Source organism: Paenibacillus thiaminolyticus (assembly GCF_007066085.1).
GTDB classification, from domain to species: Bacteria; Bacillota; Bacilli; order Paenibacillales; family Paenibacillaceae; genus Paenibacillus_B; species Paenibacillus_B thiaminolyticus.
In genome coordinates this window covers 4,594,733-4,610,028 of sequence record NZ_CP041405.1, presented here as the reverse complement: position 1 = coordinate 4,610,028, position 15,296 = coordinate 4,594,733, and the positions used below count along the sequence as shown (strand labels likewise).

Genomic DNA, 15,296 nt, shown 5'->3' with positions numbered 1-15,296 from the left:
ACGGCTCCAAGTCTGATCTCCCCTCATCGCGTGTATGGCGCCTGCTTCTATTGGGGGCCTGCATGTGCCTGCTGCTTCGCTTTGTCCCAAGCCTCCTCCTGGAGCTTGCGCCATAATATTTTGCCGCTGCCGGTCACCGGAAGCGAAGCGACAAATTCGACTAGGCGCGGATATTTATAGGCAGCCATATGCTGCTGCGCCCAGCTAATGATATCGTCCTCTGTTACCGTGCCGCGCTTGTCTTCCTGCAGGACGACGTAAGCCTTAATCTCTTCGCCCTTTCTCTTGTCCGGCACCCCGATGACGCAGGCTTCCTTAATCGCCGGATGCTTATATAGAATCGACTCCACTTCGGTCGGCCATACTTTGAAGCCGGAAGCGTTAATCATGCGCTTCACCCGGTCGACGATGAAGAAATAGCCTTCCTCGTCGCAGTAGCCGATATCCCCGGAGCGGAGAAACGGTTGGCCGTCTATCTCGACGAAGGCGTTTTTCGTTGCCGACGGGTTGTTCCAGTAGCCTTCAAATAATTGCGGGCCGTTCAGGATGATTTCCCCTTCTTCGCGGGGGCCCTTCTCCTCCAGCGTGACCGGGTCAATAATGCGCGCGTCCACGTCAAAGGACGGAATGCCGAGACATTGCAGCTTCGGGCGATCGAGCGGATTGAAATGCGTCTGCGCCATCGTCTCCGACAAGCCGTAGCCTTCCACGAACCGGATGCCGGTGACCTGATGCAGCTTCTCGCCGACCGCCTCCGGCAGCCCCGCCCCGCCTCCGGTAATGGCGACCAGCGAGCTCAGATCATATTGCGGAAGCTCGGGATTGGCCAGAAAATCAATAATCATCGTGCTGATTCCCGTCCAATGCGTGCACTTGCGAGCTGCAATGAGCCGCGCGGCCGTATTGCGATCCCACCGCGTCATCATGACGATGGCGGCCCCCATATAGATAGGCGTGTGCATGCCGTGCACCATACCGGTCACATGGAAGAGGGGAAGCGTGGACAGCACGATCGATTCCGGGGTCAGCGCTCCCCAGAAGGCCGTCGCAATCACGTTCGCCTGCACCGATTTATGGGTATGCATGCAGCCTTTCGGTTGGCCGGTCGTCCCGGACGTGTACGGCAAGACCGCCAGATCGCTCCCTGCCGTCTCCGGGACAGACTGCGCTTCGATAGCGGCTCCCATCGCTTCCGCCCACGGGATGACTTGTTGGGAGGCCGGTTCCAGCCGGGGAGCCTTGACGAAGTCCGGGGCATCCGCGCCCGGATTCGGACAGTAGTCGGAATAAGCGGCGAGAATGATGCGTTCCAGACAGGTCGTTCCCAGCAGCGGCTCGATGCGCGGATACAGCTCCTGGCTGACCAGACCGATTTTGACGCTGCCGTCCTTGATATAGAAGGAGAGCTCCTCCGTCAGATTCATTGGATTGATCGGCACGACGATGCCTCCGCACCGCATAATCGCATAGTAGGAAATGATGTACTGGGGACTGTTCTGCATGTAGATCAGCACGCGGTCGCCTTGGTCGACGCCCAGATGCATTAAATAAGCGGCCATGCGGTTGACTTCGTCTCTCAACGTTCGGTAGGTGATAACCTGATCATAATAGATGATCGCCGTCCGGTCCGGATAACGGCGGGCGGTCACTTCGAGATTGTCGCTCAGTGTCGTGTCCGGCACCGCGAGCGTAAGCGGCATGCGTGCAGGCCAAAACGCAAAATGGGGACGTGTCACCCATAATCTCCTCCTCTTGCATATGAATGGTCAAAAGTCCGGAACGGATAAAGTCAGAGCTCAAGAGCTTAAAGCTGTCTTCGTTCCGTCTGCCGCCAAGCATGCGCGATCAGCGCTCGGACAGTGTCACCGAAGCGGGCAAACCGCTCATCGTTCGTCTGTCCTTTTTTCCAGCGGTAATAGATCTGCTGACAAATGACGGCCAGCTTGAAATAAGCAAACGTCAAATAATACGAAATGCCGGACATATCGCGGCCGCTTCTGGCCGCATAGGCTTCCAGGAATTCATCCCGCGTCATGAAGCCCGGCTGCACCGTCAACGGCGGATGCCCCAGCCCGCGAAGCAGCTCCGGCGGATCGTCCCGCTCGAACCAATAGCTGAGCGCCGCTCCGACATCGGCCATCGGATCGCCGACCGTCGCCATCTCCCAGTCGAACACGCCGGTCATCTCGCTGGGATGGCTGCGGGAAAACATCACGTTGTTCAGCTTGTAATCATAATGGATCACGGCAGGGGCCTGCGAAGCGGGCAGAGTATCGATCAGCCACTTCTGAAGCTGCTCCGCTTCCCGAATCTCCTCCGTCTTGGCGCGTTCATAGCGTTCCACCCAGCCCTGGACCTGACGGCGCATAAAGCCTTCCGGTTGGCTGATCGCCCGCAGATTCGCCTCTTCATAAGACACTTCATGAAGCTGCGCGAGTGTCGACACCATCGTTGCGGAGATCTCCTTGCCCAGCGCGGGCGTATATTCCACATGCGGGGGAAATTCCCGATCCAGAATGATTCCATGCCGTCTCTCCATCACAAAAAACGGACTGCCGATCACCGAAGAATTCCCGCAGTACAGATACGGACGGGGAGCAAGCGGGAACAAAGGATGGAGCCGCTTCAGCAGCGTGAACTCGCGCTCCATATTATGCGCCCGCGGCGCCACCGGGCCGAGCGGAGGCCGGCGCACGACCGCCTCCCAATCTCCGGCGCGAATCAGATAAGTCAAGTTCGAATGTCCCGCCCCGAACTGCTCGACCTCGATCGAGCCTCCGTCCGGAAGGTCGAGATGCTCCCGTATATATGCGTCAAGCGCGGCCACGTCCAGCTCTTCGCCCCGGCGCACGGGAATCGTGTCCTTCGGCACTGCCTTTTGCTTGGACATCGTTTTGATAAGCCCCCTTTTCCGTACCATTCCTATTCAATCCTGTTCAAGGACATGACTGCTTCCTTCGCCAGCACTGCTGCCACGCTGCATGGCTGCCATTCCCCAAAAACGGCCATGGCTGGCACTCGGCACCACCGGCACCCTCGCGGCGCTACATGGCCGACATGCCCGAAAAACAGCCATGCCTGACATTCAGCACGACCGGCACCCTCGCGGCGCTACATGGCCGACATGCCCCCATCCACGGCCAGCACCGCTCCGGTCATGTAATTGGAAGCGTCAGACGCCAGAAATACGGCGCTCCCCTTGAGATCGCTGTCCGAGCCGAGCCGCCCGAGCGGAGTAAGACGGAGGATCTGATCGCTTCCATGATGGAGCACCTCGCGGGTCATCTTGGTCGGGAAAAACCCGGGCGCAATCGCATTGACGCGAATCTGATGCTGGCCCCATTTGACCGCCAGATCCCTCGTCAACGCGATGACCGCTCCCTTGCTAGCGCTGTAGCCGACGGCATCGAGCCACTGCGGATCGGTTCCGCTCAGGCCGGCTACGGAAGCGATGTTGATGATTGTGCCTCCGCCCTGCCCGATCATCATCCGGCCGACCGCCTGCGACATGAGGAATGTCCCCGTCACGTTAATATCCATCACTTTGTTCCACGCTTCGAGCGGCATCTCGACAGCGGGCGCGCCCCAGGAGGCCCCGCTGTTGTTGACCAGAATGTCGATGCGGCCATAGATCTCCGCCGTTCGCTCCGCCACCCGCCGCACCTCGTCCGGAAGTCTGACGTCGCAAGCCATCGCGTGGCATCTCACGCCCGTATCCCGCTCGATGCGAGCGGCCGTCTCCCGGCACGCTTCCTCCTTCCGCGAGCACAGGACCAGATTGGCCCCGGCTTCCGCCAGTCCTTGCGCGATCTGCGCCCCAAGCCCGCGGCCGCCGCCGGTAACGATCGCCGTCTTGCCCGTCAAGTCGAATAATTGCCTGACATTCATTCCTGTCTCCCCTTTCTGGATGGCAGAAATTGAATTGACTCACAACTTTGCAATCGCTCACATTAATCGTCAATCTTCGTATTTGCGAAGCTCCAGCTTGGCGATGGCCGCTTGATGCACCTCATCCGGTCCATCCGCGAGTCGCAGCGTTCTCGCATTGGCCCAATGCGACGCGAGCGGGAAATCCTCGCTGACCCCGGCGCCGCCCAGCGCCTGAATAGCCCGGTCCAGCACCCGCAGGGCCATATTGGGCGCGACGACCTTAATCATCGCAATCTCCGCCTTGGCGGCCTTGTTCCCCACCGTATCCATCATATAGGCCGCCTTCAGCGTCAGCAGACGCGCCTGCTCGATCTCGATTCGCGACGCGGCGATCCACTCCTGAACGACGCCCTGCCGGGCGAGCGTCTTGCCAAATGCCGTGCGCCGCCGCACGCGCTGGCATAACTGCTCGAGCGCCCGTTCCGCCGCCCCGATCAGCCGCATGCAATGATGGATGCGGCCGGGGCCGAGCCGCCCTTGCGCGATCGCGAATCCTGTGCCCGCTTCCCACAGCATCGAGTCCGCCGGCACGCGCACGCGGTCATACTCGATCTCGGCATGCCCGTGCGGCGCATGATCATAGCCGAATACGGGCAGCATGCGGCGGATCCGAACGCCGGGCGCATCCATCGGCACCAGAATCATCGACTGCTGCTCATGGCGCGGCGCGCCCGGATCGGTCTTCCCCATCACGATCGCCACCTTGCAGCGCGGATCTCCCGCCCCGGAAGACCACCATTTGCGCCCGGTCACGACATACTCCTCCCCCTCGCGCTCGATTGTCGCCTCGATATTCGTCGCATCCGAGGACGCCACATCCGGCTCCGTCATCGAGAAGCACGAGCGGATCTTCCCTTCGAGCAGCGGCAGGAGCCATTTGTCCTTCTGCTCCCGGGTGCCGTACCGGACAAGCACCTCCATATTGCCCGTATCCGGCGCCGAGCAATTGAACACCTCCGGCGCGATAAGCGAGCGGCCCATTATCTCGCACAGCGGCGCATATTCGAGATTCGTCAGACCCGCTCCGTACTCGTTGTCCGGCAAAAACAGATTCCACAGCCCGGCCCGCCTGGCCTGCTCCTTCATCTCCTCCATAACCGGCGGCACCGTCCACCTGCTGCTGCCCTGCTGTAGCTGCTCCTCATACGTCTTCTCGTTCGGATACACCACTTCATCCATGAACTCCAGCAGCGTACGCTGCAGCGACTTCACCTTTTCGGAATAATCAAAATTCACTAGCCTATCCCCCTTCACCCGAAACATACTGACCGGATAGTATGCTGACATGGTACATACTTACATAAACAAACCCCAAAATATTCAATATTTTTGTTTTTTAGTGATGGGCATTGCTAGGTGGAGTGGTGGAGTTATTTGTGGGGAATGTGGCGGCTAATCGGGGAAAAGAGGAGTGTGAAGAGGAAGTGGGTGAGGGCGAAAGGGTGGTTAATAGGAAAAGCGCCCCGGGAGGGGCGCTGAAAGATAAGAGTGTGTGCTTTTGAGGCTGGTTAGGTATTTCAATGCAAATGAAAAGAGGTCAGTTGGAGAACTGGGCCTGGTGAGCTGAAAAAAATGATGAGGGGGTAGCTAAGTTTTCGTAGGTACGTTCAAAACGGGGAAGGACGTCATGACGCAGGTGCCAATTCCGTGTACATTCACGAACATCCGCCCCATTTTTACACGTGTAATAACATGTGTTATAATATAATCAGAAAGGAGGTAAACATGGTCAACCTTAATAAAGCGTACTCATCAAGAGAAATTATCAAAATCCTTAAATCAGATGGTTGGGTACATAAGAATACAGAAGGTGACCACTTCCACTTCGTCCATCCAACCAAAAAGGGAAAGGTTTCCGTGCCTCATCCCAAGAAAGACTTAAAACGGAGAACGACAAAAAGCATCTTCGAGCAGGCGGGGCTGATTTAAGCCTTGCCTCTCCCAAGGAGGTTAATCATATATGAGTAAGTACATTTATCCTGCTGTGTTTCATCCGGGCGAGCCGGACGAAGGCGGTTATACCGTAACGTTCCCTGACTTGCCGGGCTGCATTTCCGAGGGCGATACCCTCGACGAAGCCTTGCATATGGCGAAGGACGCCCTTGGTGGACATCTCTACTTGATGGAAGAGGATAAGGACGATATCCCGCAGCCAGCGAAGCCGGGCACAATTCAATTAGAAGCCGGTGAATTTGTGTCTCTCATCCAAGTAAATACTGATTTCGTCCGCGAGCGCATCCACAATAAAGCGATTAATAAGACACTCACAATTCCCAAATGGCTAAACGATGCTGCAGCCGAAGAAGGGATCAACTTTTCCCAGACGCTTCAGGATGCCTTGAAACAGAAACTTGGTGTTAAAGACTTCTCTTAACGAGGAGTCTTTTTTGTCCCCTGAAAAAAATAAAAGCCACTCGTTAGAGTAACCTAATTACACCTTGCACTTAGTATCTATTTGATTAAACTAATTTCGTCACTTATTCGATGTGAGTAACCACATGCTTCCTATTGCTATATCTTAAATACTGGTGCAAAATCGTAGTTGCTCTCATTACCAAACAGTCCTACACCATTAAAATGCCGAACAGCAAAAACTAAAAAAATAGATTCTAGCAATATAAAAGCAGGAAAACTAAAAAAATTTAACAGTATTGTCAATAAGTATTTCCCTTGAGAATCAAACATATACCAAAATAACGTTTTGAAGGTCTCTGGTTTGGGAATAAGACTATTATAATAATACAAGTAGTATCCAAGAAACGCAGATATGAGTAACATAATAGAAAACGCCACTTTAGTACTTGCACTTACAATTCCTTCGCTCATCCTTTGCCACAACCTCAATAAACCCCTCCCCCAACATCATTCTCTCATCCCCAATTCTATAACCGACCTGATGCGATGTAAACATTTACCAAATATTATTTCACACTATGATAAGAGCATGAGACAGCGGCATCTTAGTCGCATGGCTGACAAACTCTATCGACCGGACGATTCGATATATATGAAAATATCCCCATGAAAATGGGAGCATCTGATAAAGCACCGAAAGCGAATCCTCCGTGCGTAAAATTAAAATGTCCCGGGTACATACGGTTGGAGAGCCCAGCCAGAGCTTCTCAACTCGCACCCATCCCCGAAGCTATTTACCGCTCTTCGCGGCCAACGCCTCTTCAACCAGACGAAGCTCTTCGGTGTAGCGGGCCATCGCGGCTTTACATTCCACCAGCAGTTTTTTCGCCGCTTCGAAACCCTCCTTGTCGCCTGCCTGCAATCGTTCTGTCATCTTGTCACCAATGTTTTTTCTTCTCTTTTTAAAATTAGGCAACGTTTCGTTTTTCAAAGTCCTGCGTAATGCTTGCAATTCCGATGGACTCATCTTCATAAATTTGTTCGGAGGAGCCGGACTTTCCTCTCCCACCGTAATGACTTTGTTGGTTCCATCAAGCGTAAACCCAAGGTCCAGCTCTTTCAACATTGGGCGCAACGGAACATAGAGATTTCCCTCAATCAGGGCTCCTTCCATCGGCTTCCCATTAATCACCACCTTGTATTCCTCGCTAACCTTCTTCCCGGTGAGTGAATAATGCCCCCGGCCGCCAAATGAACAACCCGCAGTCGCAGCCACCGCGACAACGGCTATTCCAAGTAACGGCATATAAATCCATTTTTTCATATCATTTCAACCTCACAGCATAGCAATAATTTCTATATGATACCACTTTTGCGTTGAGACTGTGAAGGCTTATCCCTTCCTTTCGCGTGTTTTGCCAGAATAGCCATACTCACAGGCACTGAAATCAGCCTAAACCTGCCTATTCCCTTTCATACTGCCATTCATCCCTCTTTTTTCTATCATTTCTATGGAAAAACTCCCTGTTTTTGCGTAAAATAGAAACCGAAAAAAAAGAGTTGCAGATTCGCGTTCGCATCATGTGCGACAGAAAGAGGGTAGTTCTATGAAAAAAAGGCGTTATATCTATTCTATGTTGGCGGCGCTATGTATAGCAGCGATGCTGTTCCCGCAGCAAGCCGCGCAGGCCGCCGGAGAGCCGAAGCAGGCAGAAGGCACGAAGATTGTGCTGGACGGTTATCCGCTCGAATTCTCGGCCAAGCCGACAATTATACAAGGAACGACCATGGTTCCGTTCCGCGGCATCGCGGAAGCGCTGGGCATCGAGGTGAAATGGGACTCGAAGACCAAGACCGTCGCTGCGAAGCAGACGACGGCGGATGGGGAGAAGTCCGTGCTGCTGCAGTTGAACCAGAAGACAGCAAAGGTGGACGGGCAAGCTGTCGCGCTGTCCATGGCGCCGTTAGCCAAAGCGGGGACGACGTATATCCCGCTCAGCTTCTTCGGCAAGCAGTTCGGGGCGAAGGTGTCCTGGGATGCCGCAGCGAAGACGGTCTCCATTCAATCGCCGCCGAAGAAGATGTACAGCATGACCTACTATGCCATTGCTTCCTTCAAGGAGCGCCATCTCCTGACGCAGTTCGATACGGCGGCATTCGGCTGGGCGCGGCTGCAGGAGGATAGCACGATTACGACCAGCGGCAAAGACTTCTACTGGCCGGAGCCGGCGGGAGAGATTACGCCGGAATCGATCGTGGACGGAGCGAAGCAGGACGGGACGAGCCCTTACCTGATGGTCTTCGCCTCGGATCGCAAGAACGAGCTTACCAATATGCTGGAGGATGAAGCGCTCGCGGACAAGGCAAGGGAAGATATTATCGAGTTGGCCCAGGACAAGGGCTTTTCCGGCATAGCGCTTGATTTCGAAGGATTGGGACTGTCCGGCGATATCGCCAAGGCGAAGCAGGACTACAACCGCTTCGTTGCCCAGCTTGCCAAGCAAGCCGCAGCCGCCAATCTGAAGCTGACGCTCGTGCTGCATCCCCTGAACGGCGCTTATCAAGGGTACGACTATAAGACGCTCGCCTCTGAAGCGGACGATATCATTATTATGGCGTATGCGTATGAGGATGAAAAAGCCCCGGAACCATTAGATAAGGTAGACGAGGCGATTCAACTCGCGCTGAAGGAAGTGACGCGGGATCAACTGATCCTCGGCTTGTCGATGGGCAGCGAGAACAGCAAGTCCGTCTCCTCGGTGATCGGGCTTGCCAAGCGGCACAATCTGAAAGGCACGGCCATCTGGAGACTGGGGCTTATCGGGGAAGACACGATGGCGCAGGTCGAGAAGAGCATCGTGCCGTTGAAGCAGTAGCAGGAAGGAGCCGGCCGTGAAGGTCGGCTTTTTTTCGTCTACTTTTCAACTCGTAATGATTCGGCCGCTCTTAGCCTCCCCAGCGCCAACCAGGCAACCGCTGCGACCAAGATCCCGAACAAGGCGAAGACGGCGGAGCCGCTGAGCCAAGCGAGCAGCCATCCGCCTGCGATCGGGCCCGCCGCCATGCCGACATAGCGAATGAAGTTGAATAGCCCCAGCGCGCTCCCGCGCTGCGCTTCGAACTCATTGCTGATCATCGTGGCGAACAAGGGCGTCAGCACGCCGCCGGATATCCCGTACATAACCAAGGCGGCAGACAAGCCGATCAAGGACACAGACTCGGTCGCCGCGAACAGCAGCATGCTGGCGGCAGCCAGGACACTGCCCCCGGCAGCCAGTGCGCGGTGCGGCAGCTTCGCCTGGATCGCTTTAAAGATCATCGTCCCCGCAATAGTGCTTAGCGCCATCGGCAAATAGAGCAGACCGACGATTTGCAGGCTCACCTGATAGTGATCGGTCAACAGCGCAGGCAGGTAGACAAGGATTTCAAAATAAATGAAGAAATAGAGAAAAGCGAGCGCGAAAATTCCCTTCGATACTTTATTTTTCATAATCACGGCGTATTGAGCCAACAGGCCGCGCAGACGAACCGTCTTCCCATCTGCCCCCTTGTCTCGCGGAAAATAGATTCCGTTCGCGGCCAAGAGGAGGATAGACACGCCTGCCAGGAACCAGAAAATACCGGGATAGCTGTACCGCTCCCCGATCCAACCGCCCAGCACCGGCGCGACCGCAGGAGCGATCGACAGCAGCATCTGATACGTCCCCATTGCGCTCCCGCGCTGGCTGCCCTGGAACAACCGGCCGATGGTCGCCGCCGCGATAAGCGGAATCGCTGCCGTTCCGAAGGCTTGCAGCGCCCTGCATACGAGGAATACGGCAAAATTGTCCGTAACCGCGCATCCGATACTGGCCGCTATCGTGAGCACAAGGCCGGGAATTAACACAGCTCGCGCTCCCTTTACGTCAATAACAGAGCCAATCAAGATCTGCATTACCGCCACGATAAAGATAAATAAAGACACGGACAGATTGACCATGGAAAGGGAGACGCCGAAGGAATCCCGCAGCAGGGGAAGGATGGGCGAATACATATTTTGCATCAGCGAGGCAAAGAAGGTGCTGAGACATACCAAATAGAGCAAAAACGCGGAGCGAGCTTCTTTGCCTTCCATCATGATTCCCTCTCGCCCGCCGCTTGAGATGGCCGAATGCGAAGCTCCCCCGCTTCCAAGGACGCGATTCCGTCCATCAGAACGCGCTTCAAGAAGCTCAATTGCTCCCCGTCATACCGATCGAGAAAACGAACGAATAATTGCTGCGCTCTCCCATGCAGCTGCTCATGCAGCATAAAAGCCTTCTTCCCCGCCGCCGTCAGGCGAAAATAAATCTCTTTCTTGTTGTCGCTAAGCTGTGTCTTGCGAATCCAGTCTTCCTTCATTAATTTGCTGCAAATTTTTGAGATATTTCCTTTGCTGATGGACATCTTCTCCGCGATGGCCGTCACATTGATCGGCTCATTCTGCCCGATGCAGGAGATGACATGGATCTCCGTAAGATGGAGCGAAGCGCCGCCGGACAACGAATGCTGGATTTCGGCCAGGAGCGCCTCGCTTTCCGACTGTTCTTGCAGCTCCTGCTGATGCAGAAATTTCATGTAGAGCTCGTGAAGTTGCATTTTTACAATATCGCTATTATCCATGTTACATGCACCACCCGTTATTTTGTTTCGCATGAAACAATATTTCCAAAATAAAAGACCTAATCAGATAAAAATTGATCGCATTATTGTTTCTCGGGAAACTATATTGGCATCGTACTCCTTTTTCTGTATATCGTCAACCCCCTGAACATAAAAAAGAACACGCCCGCAATGCAGCTGGCGGCGTGTCCTTATTTTTGCGGATAATGCGGCAAAGCGCATATCTCGGCTGTTCCGGCTCACCCGAAAATCTGGGCAGCGATGCCGTACAAGGTGCCGTTTCTCGCTGGCATCTGCCGGCCATGAAGGAACATGACAGGAGGCTGGGTTGCCCGTTCGAAGCCGCATCGCCGCAAGTAAGGCAGAAGGGCGCGCTGCTCATCCGGCACATCGATGCGAAGCTTGCCGTCATGCCCTGCCGCCAGATGATGAATGAGGCATGCCGCAGCCTCGGGATTCGGCGCAATAATGGGGCCGAGAACCAAATGGACCGGTCCGGCCACGGCAAGGCCATATCCTGCAATCTGCTTCGCTGTATCCCGCAGCACCACGCACTGCTTCGCTTGCCGGATTCGCGAATGGAGAAAAGCATGCCGCTCTGCGCCTACTGCACATCGATCAAGCCTATGAACTTGGTCCAGGCACATCCCATCGAACGGCTCGATCTCATATTGTCCCGCTTCATGGACAGGGAGCTCCGCTGAATAACGCTCGGCCACCATTTTATGCACGCATGTCATGGCATCGAACCCTAGCTTCTTATAGAGCGGCTCGCCTTCCTTCGTTGCAATCAGCATGACGGCTGCTTGTTCGCCAACCGTGCCCATACAAGCCTCAACCGCTGCTGTGCCCAGGCCTCGCCCCTGATACGCCGGATGAACAATGACCATGCCAATGGAAGCCAGTTCCTCCCCATAAGGCAGCACAGCCGAGCTGGATACGAGGCTTCCCTGCTCCGTCTTGTGGCCGAACACCCGCCCGGCCGACAGGATAGTCACGAGCTCGGGCTCGTCATAGTCCCATCCTACGGAATCGGATAGAGCGATCTGGCCTGGAATATCCCGTTGATTCAGTTCCACCAATCGAACTTCGGTACCACACATTTTCATACGACTCCTTCCTTTCCGGAAAAATTCCGCATCGCCGATTCGGGAACAACCTAACATGCTCCTCTTATCCCGCCCGAGGCAGCGTTACCGTCACGCAAGCGCCTCCTTCCGGCCGATTGGAGGCATAGATACGGCCCCCATGCTTCTCGGCGATCAGCTTGGCCATATACAGGCCGAGTCCGGCATGGCCTTTATTGCGCGAGCGCGCCGCATCCCCCTGCACGAACTTGTCAAATACCGCCTTCATCATATCGGGCGGGAATCCGGGGCCGGTATCCGTTACCGTCAGCATAACCTTGTCTTGCGCGCATTCCGTCTCCCAGACAATCGTCCCGCCCGGCGGCGTATAACGCAAGCTGTTGGACACTACATTGTCCAGCAGCTCTGATACCTTATCCGCATCCAGCATCGCGCGCTGATGGTCGGCTTCCTTCCCTGTCAGACTGCAGCGGAATTCAATGTTCCGTTCCTCGCATAACCGCTCGATGTCGGAAGCCTTCTCTTCCACGAATACGCGCACATTCACCTCGTGGAGATTCAGCCGGAACTGAGGCACTTCCATCTCCGCTACCCTGTTCATGTCTTGCACGAGGCGAGCCGCTCGCTTCGTATTTTTATCGATGGTCCACAAGTAGCGCTCTAACCGCTCCGGGTTCTTCATCCCGCCTTCCAGCAATCCTTCGACATGCCCCTGCACGATCGCGAGCGGCGTGCGCAGATCATGCGCCAGTGCCGCCACCATGTCCCGCCGCTCCTGCTCGAGCCTCCATTCGCGCTGCAGGGACAAGGACAGCTCCCGGCGCATCTCGTCGAAGGCCTTCATCAGCTGCGTGATCTCGGAGGCGCCTTCATACGAGAAGCTGAAGTCCAGATCACGTCTCTGCACCCTCCTCGTCCCCTCAATCAGCGCTTGGATCGGCTGGTTCAGCTTGCGCCCGAATCTTCTCCCGAACAGCCAGGTGAACAGAATAACGATGATGAAGGGCATGACCAGCACCATCAGGATGATAACGGCCGCGAATGAATTTTTCGCATCCGGCGAGACGCCCGCCTTCAAGATATACGCGACAATAACGGCGCCCTCGACTCCCCCTGCCTTATCGATAATCGGCATGACCGTATGCACCTGCCCGAGCTTCTGCGTGCTGGTCGAGTTAAGCAGCCGAATCAGCTCCCGGCGCCCGTCAATCTGCGGATCGGTCAGCGTGCCATAGAGGTAACGGCCATGGCGATCCACGACGGCATAGGACATGCCGTTCCTATCGATAAGCCGCTCAAGGGCCGCCGCGCCCTGCTGTTGCAGCAGACGCTCCCCTTCCTCCTCCACCATCCTCCGAATCGATGGGACCTTTTTCTCATAATGATTGGCGGGCCGAAGCCAGTCCAGCTTCCCCTGGTTCAACATCCACAGGAACCCGCCCCATACAAGCGCGGTTGCAAGCAGGCTGAATCCGATCACCCAACAGAAATAAACGATAAACTGGCGCTTGAACGGATAGATCTTCATCGGCTATCCTTCCACTTGTACCCGATGCCCCATACCGTTTCGATCCAGCGGTAGCCAGGTTCGGCCGCCATCATTTTAGCGCGGATATTTTTCACATGCTCGGTCACCGTCGCATCATCGCCGACCGCGTCCAGTCCCCATACCTGCTCATAGATATGCTCGCGCGCGAACACTTGGCCCGGATGCATCGCAAGCAGCTCCACGATAGCGAACTCCCGGCTCGTGAGCGCCAGCGCCTTCCCATGGCAGCTCAGCTCATGCCCCCCGATATTGACGGTAAAAGGGCCGTACGTCAGCAATCCGCGCTCCTTGCGCTGCGAACTGCGGCGTTCCCGGCGAAGATGCGCTTCAATGCGCGCCATCAGCTCCCGCAAGCTGAACGGCTTCACAAGATAATCATCGCCTCCTGCCGCCAAGCCATAGATCCGATCCGCCTCGCTCACTCTTGCGCTGACGAAGACGATCGGACACGATACCGCATCCCGCACCTGCTTGCAAAATTGGAACCCGTCTGTTCCCGGCATCATGACGTCCAGCACGATCAAGTCCGGCGTCTGCTTCCGAATCATCCGCTCTGCCTGCTTCGCGCTATATGCCGCCATCACCGTATAGCCCGCATCCTCCAGCGCATCCTGCACGAACACGGTCATCTCCTCTTCGTCATCGACGAGCAATATGGTCGCACTCGACATCGACATCCTTCCATCTCCTCCGCCCCATGATCTCCGCTATTCAGTGTAATCCAACCTTCTTCCATCGGGCAAATCCGCGCTTCTTTATAAAATCTTGAGAATTGCGGTGTACACTGAGCGCGACTAGCCAGGAAGGGAAGGATGATTTTGATCGGAAGTTCAACAGCAACGGATCGTTCACCATGGAAAAAGGAAACCGGACTATACATCGCTCTCGTGCTCGGCCTGACACTCGCCGCCAACCTAAGCGGCAGGATGGAGCTGATCGGCATCAGTCAAGCGGCGCCGCTGCTTGCCGTGCTGCTCCTGCTGCTGCTCCGGCCCGGGCGGAAGGACACGCTGCGGAGAACAGGCATCACACGGTTCGGGAAGCCGCGCTGGTACATCGTCGTCCTGCTCGCCGGACTGCCTGTGGCCGCAGGCTTCGCCGCCGCCTGGGCGGTTGGCTATGTGTCTTTGCCGGCGGTGCAGGAGCTAGGGGGCGGAATGACGGTCTCGGCCTACATTCAGCTCGTGACCCTGAACCTGTTCAAACCGAACCTGTTTATTGTGATGACGCTGCTGTTCGCCTTCGGCGAGGAGATCGGCTGGCGCGGTTATTTGCAGCCGAAGCTGACCGAAGCGCTGGGCGTGAGAAAAGCGATTCTAATCACGGCCGCCGTCTGGGCCGTATTCCATTATCCGTTCTACTTGAACGGGTATAATGACGATGGCATGCCGCTCATCACGATTGCGCTGTTTACGGCCATGATTTTCCCCCTGTCGATCGTCATGGGATGGGTTCGCTTCGCAAGCGGCAGTATATGGCCCGCCGTCCTGATTCATACCGTTATCAACCACAGCCGCTATTGGCTTGAGGTCCTGTTCTATCACAAGCAGAGCGGCTGGACATATATTGCCGGAGAATCCGGCGCCGTCACGCTGCTGTTCTGGTGTCTCGCCGCCCTGTTCATATGGAGAGCGCTGCCTGAGACACGAACGAAATAATGCCTCTTTCCCGCCGCAAGGAAATCGGGATTCGCTTGCGGCAAAAAAGAAGCATTCGCGCTCAAACGGCAGGTG

15 protein-coding genes are annotated in these 15,296 nt (G+C 55.6%); 4 read left to right on the top strand and 11 right to left on the bottom strand.

The window, feature by feature from the left end; translation table 11 throughout:
• Positions 1–47 precede the first annotated feature (47 nt).
• The 4 genes from FLT43_RS20500 to FLT43_RS20485 form a co-directional block, all read right to left on the bottom strand.
• Positions 48–1,736 (bottom strand): long-chain fatty acid--CoA ligase, encoded by a 1,689-nt coding sequence (locus FLT43_RS20500; RefSeq protein ID WP_087442794.1) that lies wholly within the window; start codon positions 1,734–1,736, stop codon positions 48–50.
• A gap of 68 nt (positions 1,737–1,804) precedes the next feature.
• Positions 1,805–2,890: a phosphotransferase family protein gene (locus FLT43_RS20495; RefSeq protein ID WP_087442795.1), complete on the bottom strand. Its 1,086-nt coding sequence runs from the start codon at positions 2,888–2,890 to the stop codon at positions 1,805–1,807.
• A 221-nt stretch (positions 2,891–3,111) separates the two neighbouring features.
• Positions 3,112–3,888 carry an SDR family oxidoreductase gene (locus tag FLT43_RS20490; RefSeq protein ID WP_087442796.1) on the bottom strand — a complete coding sequence of 259 codons (777 nt, stop codon included), beginning with the start codon at positions 3,886–3,888 and terminating at the stop codon, positions 3,112–3,114.
• A gap of 69 nt (positions 3,889–3,957) precedes the next feature.
• Positions 3,958–5,166: an acyl-CoA dehydrogenase family protein gene (locus FLT43_RS20485; protein WP_087442797.1), complete on the bottom strand. Its 1,209-nt coding sequence runs from the start codon at positions 5,164–5,166 to the stop codon at positions 3,958–3,960.
• A gap of 489 nt (positions 5,167–5,655) precedes the next feature.
• On the opposite strand from FLT43_RS20485, the gene FLT43_RS20480 reads away from it, so the two are divergent.
• Both FLT43_RS20480 and FLT43_RS20475 read left to right on the top strand, forming a co-directional pair.
• The gene (locus FLT43_RS20480) at positions 5,656–5,859 is read left to right on the top strand and encodes a type II toxin-antitoxin system HicA family toxin (protein WP_087442798.1); all 204 of its coding nucleotides are present in this window, start codon (positions 5,656–5,658) and stop codon (positions 5,857–5,859) included.
• A gap of 31 nt (positions 5,860–5,890) precedes the next feature.
• Entirely contained in the window at positions 5,891–6,304 is a 414-nt protein-coding gene (locus FLT43_RS20475; RefSeq protein WP_087442799.1) for a type II toxin-antitoxin system HicB family antitoxin, read from the top strand.
• 137 nt (positions 6,305–6,441) lie between these two features.
• Here the strand turns inward: FLT43_RS20475 and FLT43_RS20470 are convergent, their stop codons facing one another.
• Together FLT43_RS20470 and FLT43_RS20465 are read right to left on the bottom strand one after the other, a co-directional pair.
• The gene (locus tag FLT43_RS20470; protein ID WP_127510954.1) at positions 6,442–6,756 is read right to left on the bottom strand and encodes a hypothetical protein; all 315 of its coding nucleotides are present in this window, start codon (positions 6,754–6,756) and stop codon (positions 6,442–6,444) included.
• Positions 6,757–7,075: 319 nt separating this feature from the next.
• Entirely contained in the window at positions 7,076–7,609 is a 534-nt protein-coding gene (locus FLT43_RS20465; RefSeq protein ID WP_087442801.1) for a hypothetical protein, read from the bottom strand.
• 283 nt (positions 7,610–7,892) lie between these two features.
• Between FLT43_RS20465 and FLT43_RS20460 the strand changes: the two genes are divergently transcribed.
• A complete protein-coding gene (locus tag FLT43_RS20460; protein ID WP_087442802.1) occupies positions 7,893–9,161 on the top strand; it encodes a stalk domain-containing protein in 1,269 nt (422 codons plus the stop codon).
• Between the two features lie 38 nt (positions 9,162–9,199).
• Here FLT43_RS20460 and FLT43_RS20455 read toward each other — a convergent pair whose 3' ends face one another.
• From FLT43_RS20455 to FLT43_RS20435, 5 genes are all read right to left on the bottom strand, one after another.
• On the bottom strand, positions 9,200–10,399 hold the full coding sequence (locus FLT43_RS20455; protein WP_087442803.1) for an MFS transporter: 1,200 nt from the start codon (positions 10,397–10,399) through the stop codon (positions 9,200–9,202).
• Positions 10,399–10,926 (bottom strand): MarR family transcriptional regulator, encoded by a 528-nt coding sequence (locus tag FLT43_RS20450; protein ID WP_087442804.1) that lies wholly within the window; start codon positions 10,924–10,926, stop codon positions 10,399–10,401. Before FLT43_RS20450 ends, FLT43_RS20455 begins: the two co-directional genes overlap by 1 nt.
• A gap of 239 nt (positions 10,927–11,165) precedes the next feature.
• The gene (locus tag FLT43_RS20445; RefSeq protein ID WP_087442805.1) at positions 11,166–12,035 is read right to left on the bottom strand and encodes a GNAT family N-acetyltransferase; all 870 of its coding nucleotides are present in this window, start codon (positions 12,033–12,035) and stop codon (positions 11,166–11,168) included.
• A 64-nt stretch (positions 12,036–12,099) separates the two neighbouring features.
• Positions 12,100–13,542 (bottom strand): sensor histidine kinase, encoded by a 1,443-nt coding sequence (locus FLT43_RS20440; protein ID WP_087442806.1) that lies wholly within the window; start codon positions 13,540–13,542, stop codon positions 12,100–12,102.
• Positions 13,539–14,240 (bottom strand): response regulator transcription factor, encoded by a 702-nt coding sequence (locus FLT43_RS20435; protein ID WP_087442807.1) that lies wholly within the window; start codon positions 14,238–14,240, stop codon positions 13,539–13,541. Before FLT43_RS20435 ends, FLT43_RS20440 begins: the two co-directional genes overlap by 4 nt.
• A gap of 135 nt (positions 14,241–14,375) precedes the next feature.
• On the opposite strand from FLT43_RS20435, the gene FLT43_RS20430 reads away from it, so the two are divergent.
• Positions 14,376–15,221, top strand: a complete 846-nt coding sequence (locus FLT43_RS20430; RefSeq protein WP_087442808.1) for a CPBP family intramembrane glutamic endopeptidase — start codon at positions 14,376–14,378, stop codon at positions 15,219–15,221.
• Positions 15,222–15,296: the final 75 nt, after the last annotated feature.